This window comes from Vibrio sp. B7 (assembly GCF_963888765.1).
In the GTDB taxonomy this organism is placed as follows: domain Bacteria; phylum Pseudomonadota; class Gammaproteobacteria; order Enterobacterales; family Vibrionaceae; genus Vibrio; species Vibrio anguillarum.
This window is the reverse complement of record NZ_CAWPKR010000039.1, coordinates 128,356-142,790: the sequence shown is the minus strand read 5'-3', so window position 1 is coordinate 142,790 and position 14,435 is coordinate 128,356. Positions and strand designations below refer to the sequence as shown.

Genomic DNA, 14,435 nt, shown 5'->3' with positions numbered 1-14,435 from the left:
AAGTGTACTTGATAACCAACAGGGAAAAAAGCAAAGCCGATGAACAATTTCACTCATAAACTCTATATTCTGACCGAACACAACGATATTTATCGACAAGCGATTGAACAGGCGCAGTTGAGCGGCTTAGCCATCACTGACGATCGCAGCGAAGCAACCATTTTGCTGGCCGCGCCGCCACTGGCGGCAAAGTATTTGGACGATTTTCCGCAACTGGAATGGTTGCACTCGGAATATGCAGGCGTCGACACCTTAATGTCGCCGCAACTTCGTCAAGATTATGAGCTCACCAACGTTAAAGGCATCTTCGGCCAGCAAATTGCTGAATACGTTCTGGGCAACCTGATTGCACACTTTCGCCACTTTGCTTGCTACGCGCAGCAACAAGCGGCCAAACAGTGGCAGACCCACCCTTATCAATCGATCAATGATAAAACCATGGTTGTCCTCGGCACAGGCTCGATTGGCAGCCATTTAGCGAAAGTAGCCAAAGCCTTTGGTTTGCACGTGATTGGCGTCAACCGCACTGGCATTCCAGCTAAAAACGGGGGTTTTGACAAAACCTATCACATTAACGAGCTTGCTACTGCCCTCGCCCACGCGGAGATTGTGGTCAGTACGTTACCCAACACGCCGCATACCAAAGGCTTACTCAATCAAAGTACGTTGAGCCATTGCCACAATGCATTGCTGTTTAATGTCGGGCGCGGTAAAAACCTGGTTGAGAGTGATTTGATTGCACTGATTGAAGAGGGGCACATTCAACACGCCTACCTCGATGTGTTTGAAAAAGAGCCATTAAGCGAAGATCACCCGTTCTGGACGCACCCTGCCATTAGCCTTACCCCGCACATCGCGGCGGTGAGTTTTCCTGAGCAAGTGGTTGAGATTTTCACCCGTAATTACGGCTTGTGGCGAGACGGGTTCCAACTTGAAAACAGAATTGATTTTGAAAAAGGCTATTAGGTCAAATAGCGGTTAATAATCGGCACTAAGCCTAGGGAAACCTTAACTCAATGTTACTATAGACACGCAAACCACTTGCCATTGCTGTCGAGAATACACTGCCGCATCGAACACGGGTTAATGCGGTAAAACAGGAACGGTATCGCCTAATGACACAAGGAGCAAATCATGCCTTCAGCCATCACTTCGTGGCTACAATCACTGAACATTAATTTAGAACAACTGCTGCCGATTGCTGAAGCACTTGGGCTTATCGCGCTTATTTCTATCGTTATCCATTTAGTGTTGCACCGAGGGGTGAGCCTATGGCTACAGCGGCGCACAACGAACGCACAAGTTTTACAAAACATTCTGTTTAGCAAAAAGCTTTTCAGCCGCTTTGCCTTGTTAATTCAAGGGATTGTCATTTCAATCCAAACTCAGTTATGGCTTAGCCACGCCAGTGCGACTTACGAACTGCTGCATACATTGACCTTACTGTGGATTATCCTGTTTGGCCTGTTAAGCAGTTACGCTCTGCTCAATGTGGTGGAAACGTTACTTTATCGCAGCGCAACCAGCCGTAACATTCCGCTCAAAGGCATTATTCAAAGCATCAAAATCATCGCATTTGTTATCGCCGCACTGTTTGCGACGTCGATTTTAATTGGCAAATCACCAGTGCTACTGCTGAGCGGTTTAGGTGCGATGACGGCGGTCATCATGCTGGTATTTAAAGACCCGATTTTAGGATTAGTGGCGGGGATTCAGCTTTCAGCGAACCAAATGCTAAGCGTCGGTGACTGGCTCGAAATGCCCAAATATGGCGCAGACGGTAACGTCATCGACATTAGCCTGACCACAGTCAAAGTGCAAAACTGGGATAAAACCATCACCACGATTCCTACTTATGCCTTGATCTCCGATTCGTTTAAAAACTGGAAAGGGATGCAAGAATCAGGCGGCCGACGCATTAAACGCAGCGTATTAATTGATGCCAATAGCATTCACTTTCTGACGCCAGAAGAGCAAAGCTACCTACGCAAAGCACAACTCTTAGAGCCCTACTTGGCCGAGAAAGAGCAAGAGCTCAACGCCTATAATCAGATGAGCCAACTCGATTTAGCCTGCCGCATCAATGGCCGCCGCTTAACCAACATTGGCAGTTTTCGTGCCTATCTAGAACGTTACTTGCGTAACCATCCCCAGATTCACCAAGGCATGACATTAATGGTGCGCCAACTGGCCCCCACGCACGATGGCGTCGCGCTGGAGATCTATTGTTTCACCAATACGGTCGTGTGGGTCGAGTATGAAGGTATTCAATCGGATATTTTTGACCACATTTACGCCGTGCTTCCTGACTTCGGCCTACGCGTTTCGCAAGCGCCAACTGGGAGTGACTTTCAAGCTCTCGCAAGGTAAACATGACATTGCCTGAATTTCCTCCCCCTAATGGGGGAGGTTTAATCGTAAAGTGATCGAGAAGGGTTACAGTTTAAAGCGGTTAATTTCGTGTTGAAGCTCTTTAGATAAGCTAGAAAGCAATTCAGCTTGTTGGGAAGCTTCTTGCGCTTCTTTTGCCAGTTCATCAGACACATCGCGTATACCTTGGGTATTACGCGTAATTTCCTCTGTGACTGACGCCTGTTCTTCTGCGGCGGTTGCAATTTGGGTTGCCATATCGCTGATCGTGCCGACCGCTTCACCAATTTTCACTAAGCTTTGCGCGGCCACGTTAGCATCTTCCACGCTACTTTCGGAAAGCTTGCTACTCTCAGTCATGATGTTCACGGCCTGAGTCGTGGTTTTCTGCAACGTTTCAATCGTCTGTTGAATCTCTTGCGTCGAACTGTGCGTTCGTTGGCTGAGTACCCGAACTTCATCCGCTACCACCGCGAATCCACGACCTTGCTCACCCGCCCTTGCCGCTTCAATCGCCGCATTCAGTGCCAGTAAGTTGGTTTGCTCAGCAATGCCCTGAATCGCCGACAAAATCGTATTGATGTTTTGTGCGTGCTGGTTCAAGTTCTCAATGACTTCTTTGGCTACCGTCATCTCTTTCGACAACTCACTGATCGACTGTTGAGTATTTTTCACCTGCTCAACGCCGTGGTTAGAAATTTTCACCGTATCCAAAGACGTGGCCGCTGTATTATCTGCATTGCCTGCAATCTCTTGCGTTGCAGCTGCCATTTCGTTAATCGCAGTGGCCACCATGTTGATTTCATCTTGTTGCACCATAATGCGTCGGGTACGCTCATGGGCTTGCGCTGCGGTGTTTTCTGCTTGCAGTGTTAACCCTTGCGACACTTCATGGAAGCGCTTGATCATGCCGTGCATATTACCGACGAACTGATTAAAGTTATTCGCCAGTGCGCCTACTTCATCTTGATAACGTGGTTCAATGCGCTGCGTAAGGTCAGCATCACCGTCTGCAATTTCCGCCAATGCTTGGGAGACTCGGCCCAAGTCACGCAGTAAGAACCCAACCAATGCCGAAAACACGATCACGACCAAAATTGTAATGGCGACTGATATCGAAGTTAATTGCATAAAGAGCGCGCCAATATTGGTGTACTCCACCTCTTTATCGAGCTCAATGCCGAGCACCCAGTCAGTCTCAGGAACGGCAGTAAAGAATAATAATTTTTCAACATCACCAACCATCACAGTTTGTATTTTATTCTCTGCCATTGAGCGGTCGATGACTTGCTGCGTTAGGTTAGGGCTATAAGAAGCCAGCGGTTTGAGAATCAAATCTTTATTACGGTGTGCAACAATTAACCCCGTATCACGATTAACCAACATAGCGTTTGATTTTGCCCCTGCATCAATCGCAATGACATCCTTCACTAACTGATCAATTAACACATCAGCACCAATAACGCCCCAAAACTGTCCGTCTTTCTTAATCGGTTCAGCGAGCGTTACCATCAAAGCGCCCGTTATCGCATCAGCATAAGCGGCCGTCAGTATCGTGCCGGAGCTATTTTTCGCTTCTTGATACCATCCTCTTGTCCGAGGATCATAGCTTGCATTGTCTGCGCCTCGAGACGGAATAGAACGGTGCATGGTGCCTTGCTCAGTGCCGAAATAGAGTAAATCAAACTGTGCGCCTTGCTGAGCTTGCTGTAAAAAAGGCAGTGAATCTTCCTTCATCGTGTGAGGGATCACCGCGCTAATAACTTTGCTACGAACATCCAACCATTGGGTAATCGAACTCGTTGCCGATTTCGAGATACCATACACCCTTTCCTTGATGCCACTCTCCGTTTCATCTTTCAATAAATTTGCCGACAGTAACGTCAACACCACCGCCATCACAATAACAACAAGCAAACTTGTCATTATCAACTTACCTTTTAACGATAGATTCACAACTCACCCCCATTGGTGAAATAGATTAGGTTTTGTTTGTAAGAATCGCCCACTACACATGTACACTTTGCACTCACACCGCGTCGTAATTAACCGACAAAAAGTCCAAGCCACAATCTAAGCCACAAAGCGTTATCGTTTAGTTGCTAATGGATACAAATCTTTTACACCTATTAAAAGTAAGTTACTGCTATTAACAATGCAATTAACACGGCAAAACATTGCGCTCAATCTATCACCTCATAACCTAAACTGCGCAACGTAGCAGCAAAAGCTTGCTTTGTGGTGGGCTCTCCATGAATCAAATGAATTTGCTTAGGCTTAGTCGCAATGCCCTCAATAAAGCGCAACAAATCGGCTTGGTCGGCATGGGCAGAATAGCCCGACATACTGTGAACCTGTGCATTCACAAGCACGTCATCGCCATCGATCATCACCGAGTGATCGCCTTGCGCTATTGCTCGGCCCAGAGTGCCTTGAGCTTGGAAGCCCGCAAAGATCACATCGGTTCTTTTATCAGGCAACAGCGCTTTTAAATAGGCCATCACTCGCCCACCTTCACACATGCCAGACGCGGCCACCACAATCGCCGCTTCCCCTGTTGAGGCTAAACGGTTGACCAATGCTTGATGGCTTCGATAATCTTGAACGGTAATACACTGTTCAAACGCAAGCGGATGCCTTTGCGCATCCAAACGCTTTTTCGCCTCTTTTCCCCACAATTTTTTAAACTTTCGGTAAGATTTCGTCACCTGTTGCGCCATGGGTGAATCTAAAATAATCGGAATATTGCCATCAATTTCACCGCTGAAGATCAATTGTTCAATATCAAACAGCAGCTCTTGTGTTCGGCCCACACTGAATGCTGGAATTAGAATGGTGCCACCGTCTTGTAAAGAACGGTTGATAATGTCCTTTAAGCGCTGCGCCCGTAGCTGCACATTGTCGTGGGTTTTGTTCGCGTAGGTTGATTCAATCAGCAGATAATCAGCGCGAGGCGGAGAGACTGGGTCCGGCAATAACGGTGTGTTGCAGGGACCTAAATCCCCTGAAAACAGGACAATTTCATTATTTGGCAGTTTCACTTCAATAAACGCTGAGCCTAAAATATGGCCCGCAGGCGTAAAGCGAAAATAAGTATTGTCTAAATCACGAGAAATACGCTGCCACACGCCATAATTCACCGGCTTTATTTGTTTATTCAGCCTTTCTAATATTCTTGTACGCTGTGCTTGCCCTAAGCCAAGTTGAAGCTTTAAACCATCTTCTAACATTAATGGGAGTAATTCTGCGGTAGCGGGTGTGCAATAAATAGGCTGATGAAAACCAGCCGCTAATAACCAAGGTATACGGCCGATGTGATCAATATGCGAGTGAGTTAACAGCAATGCCTGCAGATGAGTTAATGGAAAATCAATCGCCATTGGTCGGCTATCACGCCCTTGAAATAAGCCGCAATCAACCAAAATCCCTTTCTTCCCAAGCCTCAGCTCATGACAAGAGCCCGTGACGGTCTCTTTTCCACCGTGGTGAATAATATCCATATTCTTCTCCTGAATTTATGTTTGCTCGCATATTTAGCGGTTAAATAAACAACACAACATGATTAATGTTTCGACAAAAAATATCACTCACTGTTGCAAAACGCGATGCCATCCTTATAAATTGATTTTATTAATTTCAAAATCATCAATATTGATTAATTTTCAACACCAAATACTCGGATATATATACATAAGAAGAATCGGTATACCGGGGATAATAAATGTAATTGGTATGACATATCAGAAAAATAGTCTATACTGCCCGCCCAAATAGGAATATTCCTACAAAGTAGGTATATCCTTTCAGGAAAGCATAAGAAATCAATGATAATATAATCGCGCTAGGTTATTAAATTAATAAACCAGAAAGACTAAGGCTATGACTGATATTTTTAATGAGTCAACACAACACCGCGAATCCGTTGCTGAACTCTCTGAATTAGGCCATTACGATGGACAAGATCAAACGATTGAGAGTTTGGCCAATGAGATAGTGTACATTTATTGTCCAGATGAAGATGCGAGCAAAATTCACACAGTGCTCTCTCGTCATCCAATTCACTACCAAGTAAACAACTACAACTTAGTCGATTTTAAAAATAAAACACTTTGTCATTTTAAAAGTGCGAATTTGTCTAAACGTCAACAGCTATTTTTAATCGCTGCGACCGAGTTTGGTGCATGGGTTGAGCCACTGGTCAGCTATTTTGACCGAAAAGTAGGCTATACAGAAACAGAGCTACTGCACAGCGGTTACTTCTTGCACCAAAAAGCCTTTTCTATTTTATCAAACAAAAGACATAGCCGAGAAAAACGTTTTATTGATCTCTTTTTTGTTTTCAGCTTATCGACTGTCGCAATACCTGTTGGGCTAATCACCGCGCTTCTCATTAAACTAGAATCACCCGGTCCTGTTTTTTTCAAACAACGACGGACAGGACAATACAACAAAGAATTTGAAGTGATTAAGTTTCGCTCAATGCGTAATGATGCAGAAAAAAATGGCGCACAGTGGGCAACAAAAAATGATGCACGTGTGACCAAAGTGGGCAAATTCATTCGTAAAACACGAATTGATGAGCTTCCTCAATTAATCAATGTATTAAAAGGGGAAATGTCGATGGTTGGCCCACGGCCAGAACGTGAAGTATTTATTGATGAGCTTGAAAAGCAAATTCCCTACTACCGTTTTCGTCATGCGGTGAAACCGGGAGTTACAGGGCTTGCTCAAGTGAAGTACCCTTACGGTGCATCAGTAGAAGATGCCGTATGGAAACATAAATATGATGTGTACTACATTAAGCACCAGAACTGGCGCATGGAATTGAAGATTTTGTTGTTGACCGTCAAGACAGTTTTGTTTGGGATGGGAAGGTAATAAAATCACTTAGAATAAAAAAGGTTCCGTAAGGAACCTTTTTTATTAGAGCTTAGATTTGATGAATCCAGAATAAGCATAATTTAAAAAATAGTAGATGCTAGGCTTAATACTAAGTTTTTCAATTTCACGATAAACTCGCCATTGATATTTAGCTGCCACCATCTTGTTTGACGAGACACTATTAGCTTGAACAGCCAAATAATCAGCCAATACTTCATCCATTCCATACGCAAACTCAATTTTCTTTAAAATGCGTAACCATAAAGCAAGATCTTGTCGCTTCGAGATATTAGGCATATATACTTTACCTAACATATCCGTATCATAAATGGCCGTTAAGCAACCAATGCTATTTGTTTTCAATAAATCATAATAAGATAGCTTAAGTTTAGGCCTAAATGTACTTAAATATTTCCCATTATCATCATATTTATCATAAGCCGTGTAAGATAATGTGACATTATTATCACGCATAAAATCAATTTGCTTAGCTAATTTCTCTACATGCCATTGATCATCGCTATCAAGAAATGCAATGTACCGACCGCGTGCATTTTCTATGGCTACATTTCGGGCGATTGCAGGGCCAGCATTCCACTTTCTTTTTAGCAGCTTGATTCTTGGCTCATCTTTAATTAGTTCCTCTATAATATTGCAGGAATTATCTGTAGAACAATCATCTACAATAATCATCTCCCAGTCTAAAAATGATTGATTGATGACGGAGGAAATCGTTTTGTGGATTTGCCTAGAGCAATTATACGATGGCGTAATTATTGATACTAAAGGTGTACTATTCATGATCAATCATTTCCAAATAGATCTCTGGTATATACTTTATCCATTACATCAGAGAGTTCATCAGCCATGCGGTTAGACACGATAACATCCGACATTTTTTTGAACGCCTCTAAATCCGTAATAACCGCTGAATGGAAAAACTGTTTATCTTTCAGTGCTGGTTCATAAACAACGACTTCTATACCTTTAGCTTTAATCCGCTTCATAATTCCTTGAATACTAGACGACCTAAAATTATCAGATCCTGATTTCATAACAAGACGGTAAATGCCCACTCTTTGTGGATTTTTGTTAAGAACTGAATTTGCAATAAAATCTTTTCGCGTAGTATTCGCATCGACAATAGCACTGATGATACTGTTCGGTACATCTTGATAGTTGGCGCGTAATTGCTTGGTGTCTTTCGGTAAGCAATAACCACCGTAACCAAAAGAAGGGTTATTATAATGCTGCCCAATGCGTGGATCTAACCCGACACCTTCAATAATTTGCCGTGAATCTAACCCATGAGTTTCGGCGTAAGTATCTAGCTCATTAAAGTAGGCCACTCGCATGGCTAAATAGGTGTTGGAGAAAAGTTTTACCGCTTCTGCTTCGGTTGAATCAGTAAACAGAACGGGTATATCTTCTTTCACGGCCCCTTCAACCAACAGGCTTGCGAACACTTTTGCCCTTTCGCTACGCTCACCAACAATAATGCGTGAAGGGTGAAGGTTGTCATACAAGGCTTTGCCTTCACGTAAAAATTCAGGAGAGAAGAGAATATTATCGCAACCATACTTCTCTTTCACGCTTTGGGTAAAACCGACCGGAACGGTTGATTTTATCACCATAACCGCAGATGGGTTGATCGCCAATACATCTTGAATGACGGATTCAACAGAACTGGTATTAAAGTAATTGGTTTTTGGATCATAGTCCGTTGGGGTAGCGATGATCACAAAATCCGCTTCTTGGTAAGCTTGTTGCTTATCAGTAGTGGCATAGAAATTAAGCGGTTTTTCTTTTAGAAAATGTTCAATTTCGTTATCCACAATCGGAGAGATTTTATCATTCAACAAATCAATTTTTTGTTGAATGATATCTAAAGCAATAACATCATTATGCTGAGCTAATAGCATTGCGTTGGATAAGCCTACGTAACCAGTACCTGCCACTGAAATTTTCATTTTTATTCACCACAAAATGAATTAATTAAAAGATAGAAAAACATTCTTAATTGCTTTGTTTTTTATAATTATATGTAGTTTCTTCAATAAAAATGCAATGTAAAGAAAATTACCAAACATACTTCCATGTGCTCTAGAGAACATGATTTTTTTTGCTTTTAGCTTATTGGGAGTAGAGAAAAAGTCCATTCCAGATGTGATAGGAGGATGATAAGAATAGACCTCTTTAAATTTCATTATTTTTAGTTTTCTCTTTAAAAAATCACTAGAAAAAATATACTCTTCACCAGAAGGATATGGTGTACCTAATCCTAACTCTTCATCAAAGCGTATCATTCCTAAACTAGAGCGTTTAACTAGCATATCTATTGATGAAATAGAAGCAATATCTTTCCAGTGTAGAAGTCTTTCTTTTACATCATTTTTTTCAGACTCTCCTGATGACGAGTGATTTAAAATAAACATATCTACATCTGGATATACTTCAATTTTTTCATTTAATTTTTCATAAGCATCAGGATAGATATTGACATCGTCATCCATTATCCATAGGAAATCTCCAATTGCATTCTCTAAAGCAAGGTTTCTACTTTTGGATAATCCAGTGTCAAAGCTTCTCACATAATTAACATTATCTAATTTTTCGACAAAAGCATCATATTTATTTAAGTTTTCAGGCTTTGATATTTGATGAACAATGGTATATCTTAATGAACTATCAATTGTAATCCCTAGTAATCCATCATTAAGAGTTGAAACTAAAACCTCAATATTAAACATTACAGACTACCCATTTATTAATTCATTATAAAATCTCAAAGATTTATCAAAACATGAATGCCAAGCGAATTTATTAACAACGTTATTGTATGCATTATTACCCATTACATTTCTCACCGTTTCATCTTTAAGATGTGACAATCCAGAAAGATAATCATCGAGACTATTGCATATTATTCCAGAATGGAAGTCTTTAATAATCTCCTTAGCTACAGGGATATTAGAACATAGCATTGTTTTCTTATGTGACATTGCCTCAAACCAAGAAAGAGGACAGTTTTCAAATTTGGTTGGAAATATAAAAAAGTCAAAATTATTCAATTTATCTTGAAGTTCAGCGTAATTAATAGGGCCAAGATATGTGTAATTTTTTAGTTCACGGTAGCAACTTTTATTAGATAATTCATTAAAATAGTCACCAGATTTACCAATAAGAGTAAAGTGTATATCTTTATCATCTCGAACATGTAGCATTATATCAAACAACATATCGATCCCTTTTCCATCCGATAACGTACCAAAATAGCATACGTTAATCTTACCAGGCAATTTCACTGGCTTAAAACATTCTCTAGCATAAGGATGAATATAATTATAAGCCAAGGTGGATTTCTTATTTAACACAAAAGAAAAGGATTCGGACAAATATTTTTTACTTGCTTCAGATATGTAGATAACCCCATTACAATTTCTTAATGCTATCTTTTCATGAAAACAAAGTCCAACATGTCTCTTTTGGACTTTGATATCACTCAATACTTTATTGGTTCCATGAGTTCTAATAACAATTGGTATCTTTACACCGATCAACTTAAATAATGATGAAACCCCTTTATAATCTGGCGCCTCAATTATATCTATTGCATGTTTCTTTACATAATTTTTCACTAAAATAGAATATCTAAGTCGAATAAAAAAATCCAATGGAAACATTAATACAACAACAAAAAAATTAGGGTGTGAACATAACTTCCTGATGAAGGATGTATAATAAAAACCAAAAACATGCTTTTTATCATCAATTTCTATATATTTTTCCGAACACCCTAAAAAGTGAGTGTCTATATTTTCTTTATTCATATCGGAGATATAACCATTATAAAATGAGCCAATACCTCCAGTCGGTGGCAACCTTGAATCTGAGAATTCAAATGATGTAACTAATAACTTCATGTTAACTTTCTTTTTAAAGATATAATTCGTTTAGGTGCAATATAATAAATAATCAAAAGAATTAAATAAAAATATTTCTTACGTTGAGTCAGCTTTAAAGCAATATCTTTGAAATATTTTCCGTTACCATTAAATGCGTTAATTTTACCAAACTTATAATACCTATGATTAAGATATTCATCTAGTTTAGCGAATTTGCTAATTTTCAGTAACTCAGGATAAAACTCCTCCATGAAAATAATTTCAGGAGTAACTCCATCGAATCTACTGTTAGATAAAGATCCGTTCACATCTGCTTTATATGTCGTAGAAATAATACCTGTATAATAAAAATCAAACATCGAATATAATTTGAACCAAACAAATAGATCTTCTCCAAATTTTATATCTTTAGGGAATCGAATATCACTCATTGCATCTTTGTAGATACATATAGCACCTGTAAATACAGGACTAATATCAGAAATCATCATTTCCAAATAATTTTCGAATTTCCCCGCAGGAAGATCTTTCATCATGGGTGTCTGTTTTCCATTTATTTCAATTAAATAATTTGAAAAATAGATATTCTTAAAACCTGATGACCGAATATAACTGTAAAGGTTTTTTAAATAATTAGGATGCATCTCATCATCAGCATCGAGAAAACAAACATATTGACCATTGGCAAGATCTACGCCTTTATTCCTTGCTTCAGAAACGCCTGAATTTTTTTGAGAGAATATTTTTAACCTTTTATTACAGATACAATTCACTATAGACAATGAATTGTCTTTTGAACCATCATCAATAACAATAATTTCATAGGATTGAAAATTTTGATTAAGAACGGATTGTAAAGTAGTAAATATATACTCTTCTTTATTATATAGTGGTATTACTATTGAAAATAGTATTTTTTCCTTTTCCATTATTAGCCTTTATTAGGAAATACAATGTTATTAATATGGAAACAACTGACACAAAAAGAAATGAAAATGGTATGTATATATATGGAAAACCCATTGAGATAATCATAAAAACACTAACTATATAAATTAAATTTATAGATACTTCGTGAAAAATAAACAACCTCGATAATCCATGAGAAACCATAAATAAACCAAGATAGTAGGAAATTATTTTAATCAATACAGCGAATATATGAACATTGAATATTTCTATATATTTCAAAAGTTCAGAACCAATAAAATATGTTATTATAATATTGTTAAGAGAAACATAGCAACAATAGCCAAGAAGACCTATAAGTATGATTATTGGTATAATCTTTATAATTTTATATCTAACCTCATTGATGCTCAATGAGGAAAATTTTGGCAAATAATATAGTCCTAAAACACCTGTTGTAGCTGTTAATAAAGCATCCCCCAAACGCCATGCCCCTTGAAGTGCTCCGGCAACATTGTGACCAAATGCATCATCAGTCAAGCTTCGAACTGTTAACAATGTGATTGGAGTTATAGTAGATGATATTATGGTCATTAAAACATAAGGTTTCATCTGGTTAAGACAAGTAGAAAGATCTCCAATAGAGATCTTTATCTTCGAAGAAAAAAATAAAAAGAGTACATATAGGTTTGTGGCACAGAGATAATATATATATATATCTTGAATATTATACTCACTGCCGAAAAAGCCAGAATAAAGCATTATTGGTAAGATAGAAACATCTAATAGTGTAAACCACATCATTAAGCTCATTTTTCTCAGTCCATTAAGTGTTGATAGGACTATAGATTTTAATGAGAATAGAAACGTACAAATAACGATATAAAAAAATGAAGGTTTAAAATAATTAGTTATATATATGTCTACAATAGAAAAAAAATATAAAATACATGTAAGAACTAATAATATAATTGTTGTAGATATAAGAACTAGGAAAACTATCGTAAATGGTTTAAATTTATCTTCACCAATAACTTTAGATGTAATTGTTATTGTTGCCGTTACCATTCCTGCTGTAGCTAATGTCATCGTTATCTGAAGAATATTGATAATACTTCCAGTTATTACTAACCCTTCAGAACCATATTTATAAAAAATGATCTTTGTTAATAATAATGCTCCGATAAGCTTAAAAAATGTGATAAGTATAGAATTAAGCATTACTATCCTTATAGTTTTTAAGACTCGAAAGCATTAGGAATGATAGTCCCATCATCTCAGGTCTAAAAAATAACGGGCGTTGATAAAAATATAAAAAAAGGAACAACAGCATCACAATAGCAAGCCTTACACCATGTTTTGAATAAATATAATATGCATAAAATAAAGAAAGGGACAATAGACTCAAATATCCGACTTCTAAGATATAATTTCTATATGATAATCCTGTCCAATGCGAATAAATGTTAAATATTAGTTCTCTTGTTCCGAATAACTTATCTAAGAAATCCAATCTATTGTAGAAGCTTATAAAATCAATATCAGTCCTATTATCAACGATTCCAACAATAATACTATAGTCATTATATACAAATCTTTTTTCAAAAAAGTATGTGATAAACTCAATATCTATAAATGCCACTAACGGCTTTATATTTAAGTATAACAACACGACAAAAGCAGTAACTATGGCAAAGTATCTGATGTTAGACTTAGATAAGTAATTTAATGAAAGAAAGATAACTATGTAAACAAAGAAAAATAAAGAAAATGTTGTAAACCCCAGGAAAAGCAATATGTATCTATATGTGTTCGGCATTATATTCCATAGTATGGAAATAGTTATTGATATAAGACCAGCTAAGGTTCCTGGCTCGTCAAAAATAAATGAAAAACGCCACTCATTATTTACTTCCAAACAAGAGAACATAATATCACAATAATAAACTCTTGCATCATCATGAATAATGTTATACGTGGGAAGATCAATAAACTTTCCACATATAAAAATTAAATACGAGATTGATATTGCTATGATAATAAACTTAAAAAAACTAATAAAAGAATCGTTTACTCGGTCAGAAGCCAAATATAATGCGTATATTGGTATTACCAATAACAGTATTTTATTTATTGTTGTATAAGGTGATGCATAAGTACATGAAAATATCAATATAAAAAGAAAAAATAATTCCATATACCGTATCTTTAATGAAAACTCATATATTATATAAGAAAATGCCAAAACCACACTAGTAATATATATTATTTTAATTAATTCAAAATGATATAAAATGCTATATGAATTAAAAAAAGCAAAAATCACACCAATACAATTAATTATGCTTTTCTTTTTGATTGTAATCATAT

The 14,435-nt window shown here is 37.9% G+C and carries 12 protein-coding genes; 3 read left to right on the top strand and 9 right to left on the bottom strand.

Annotation, left to right across the window (positions count from 1 at the left end):
- The first annotated feature begins 39 nt into the window (after window positions 1–39).
- Together AACV32_RS16570 and AACV32_RS16565 are read left to right on the top strand one after the other, a co-directional pair.
- Window positions 40–966, top strand: a complete 927-nt coding sequence (locus AACV32_RS16570; RefSeq protein ID WP_170895453.1) for a D-2-hydroxyacid dehydrogenase — start codon at window positions 40–42, stop codon at window positions 964–966.
- 168 nt (window positions 967–1,134) lie between these two features.
- Entirely contained in the window at window positions 1,135–2,370 is a 1,236-nt protein-coding gene (locus AACV32_RS16565) for a mechanosensitive ion channel family protein (RefSeq protein ID WP_013855795.1), read from the top strand.
- A 66-nt stretch (window positions 2,371–2,436) separates the two neighbouring features.
- Here AACV32_RS16565 and AACV32_RS16560 read toward each other — a convergent pair whose 3' ends face one another.
- Window positions 2,437–4,326 carry a methyl-accepting chemotaxis protein gene (locus tag AACV32_RS16560; RefSeq protein WP_170895454.1) on the bottom strand — a complete coding sequence of 630 codons (1,890 nt, stop codon included), beginning with the start codon at window positions 4,324–4,326 and terminating at the stop codon, window positions 2,437–2,439.
- A gap of 227 nt (window positions 4,327–4,553) precedes the next feature.
- Window positions 4,554–5,870: an MBL fold metallo-hydrolase RNA specificity domain-containing protein gene (locus AACV32_RS16555; RefSeq protein ID WP_170895455.1), complete on the bottom strand. Its 1,317-nt coding sequence runs from the start codon at window positions 5,868–5,870 to the stop codon at window positions 4,554–4,556.
- Between the two features lie 379 nt (window positions 5,871–6,249).
- Here AACV32_RS16555 and AACV32_RS16550 point away from each other — a divergent pair, with 379 nt between their 5' ends.
- On the top strand, window positions 6,250–7,248 hold the full coding sequence (locus AACV32_RS16550) for a sugar transferase (protein ID WP_170895456.1): 999 nt from the start codon (window positions 6,250–6,252) through the stop codon (window positions 7,246–7,248).
- A 45-nt stretch (window positions 7,249–7,293) separates the two neighbouring features.
- Here the strand turns inward: AACV32_RS16550 and AACV32_RS16545 are convergent, their stop codons facing one another.
- The 7 genes from AACV32_RS16545 to AACV32_RS16515 are packed head-to-tail and all read right to left on the bottom strand — an operon-like array spanning window position 7,294 to window position 14,433.
- On the bottom strand, window positions 7,294–8,052 hold the full coding sequence (locus AACV32_RS16545; RefSeq protein WP_170895457.1) for a glycosyltransferase family 2 protein: 759 nt from the start codon (window positions 8,050–8,052) through the stop codon (window positions 7,294–7,296).
- Window positions 8,053–8,054: 2 nt separating this feature from the next.
- Window positions 8,055–9,221, bottom strand: coding sequence for a nucleotide sugar dehydrogenase (locus AACV32_RS16540; protein ID WP_088721377.1), 1,167 nt, complete (start codon window positions 9,219–9,221; stop codon window positions 8,055–8,057).
- Window positions 9,222–9,242: 21 nt separating this feature from the next.
- Window positions 9,243–10,001: a glycosyltransferase gene (locus AACV32_RS16535; protein WP_088721378.1), complete on the bottom strand. Its 759-nt coding sequence runs from the start codon at window positions 9,999–10,001 to the stop codon at window positions 9,243–9,245.
- 6 nt (window positions 10,002–10,007) lie between these two features.
- A complete protein-coding gene (locus AACV32_RS16530; protein WP_170895458.1) occupies window positions 10,008–11,174 on the bottom strand; it encodes a glycosyltransferase family 4 protein in 1,167 nt (388 codons plus the stop codon).
- On the bottom strand, window positions 11,171–12,085 hold the full coding sequence (locus AACV32_RS16525; RefSeq protein ID WP_088721380.1) for a glycosyltransferase family 2 protein: 915 nt from the start codon (window positions 12,083–12,085) through the stop codon (window positions 11,171–11,173). Before AACV32_RS16525 ends, AACV32_RS16530 begins: the two co-directional genes overlap by 4 nt.
- On the bottom strand, window positions 12,039–13,286 hold the full coding sequence (locus AACV32_RS16520; RefSeq protein WP_170895459.1) for a hypothetical protein: 1,248 nt from the start codon (window positions 13,284–13,286) through the stop codon (window positions 12,039–12,041). Before AACV32_RS16520 ends, AACV32_RS16525 begins: the two co-directional genes overlap by 47 nt.
- The gene (locus tag AACV32_RS16515) at window positions 13,279–14,433 is read right to left on the bottom strand and encodes a hypothetical protein (protein ID WP_088721382.1); all 1,155 of its coding nucleotides are present in this window, start codon (window positions 14,431–14,433) and stop codon (window positions 13,279–13,281) included. Before AACV32_RS16515 ends, AACV32_RS16520 begins: the two co-directional genes overlap by 8 nt.
- Window positions 14,434–14,435 lie beyond the last annotated feature (2 nt).

Coding starts and splice junctions, on each gene's coding strand:
- AACV32_RS16515 (WP_088721382.1), bottom strand. CDS start 14,433: ATGATTACAATCAAAAAGAAAAGCATAATTAATTGTATTGGTGTGATT.
- AACV32_RS16565 (WP_013855795.1), top strand. CDS start 1,135: ATGCCTTCAGCCATCACTTCGTGGCTACAATCACTGAACATTAATTTA.
- AACV32_RS16530 (WP_170895458.1), bottom strand. CDS start 11,174: ATGAAGTTATTAGTTACATCATTTGAATTCTCAGATTCAAGGTTGCCA.
- AACV32_RS16540 (WP_088721377.1), bottom strand. CDS start 9,221: ATGAAAATTTCAGTGGCAGGTACTGGTTACGTAGGCTTATCCAACGCA.
- AACV32_RS16525 (WP_088721380.1), bottom strand. CDS start 12,085: ATGGAAAAGGAAAAAATACTATTTTCAATAGTAATACCACTATATAAT.
- AACV32_RS16550 (WP_170895456.1), top strand. CDS start 6,250: ATGACTGATATTTTTAATGAGTCAACACAACACCGCGAATCCGTTGCT.
- AACV32_RS16570 (WP_170895453.1), top strand. CDS start 40: ATGAACAATTTCACTCATAAACTCTATATTCTGACCGAACACAACGAT.
- AACV32_RS16555 (WP_170895455.1), bottom strand. CDS start 5,870: ATGGATATTATTCACCACGGTGGAAAAGAGACCGTCACGGGCTCTTGT.
- AACV32_RS16545 (WP_170895457.1), bottom strand. CDS start 8,052: ATGAATAGTACACCTTTAGTATCAATAATTACGCCATCGTATAATTGC.
- AACV32_RS16535 (WP_088721378.1), bottom strand. CDS start 10,001: ATGTTTAATATTGAGGTTTTAGTTTCAACTCTTAATGATGGATTACTA.
- AACV32_RS16520 (WP_170895459.1), bottom strand. CDS start 13,286: ATGCTTAATTCTATACTTATCACATTTTTTAAGCTTATCGGAGCATTA.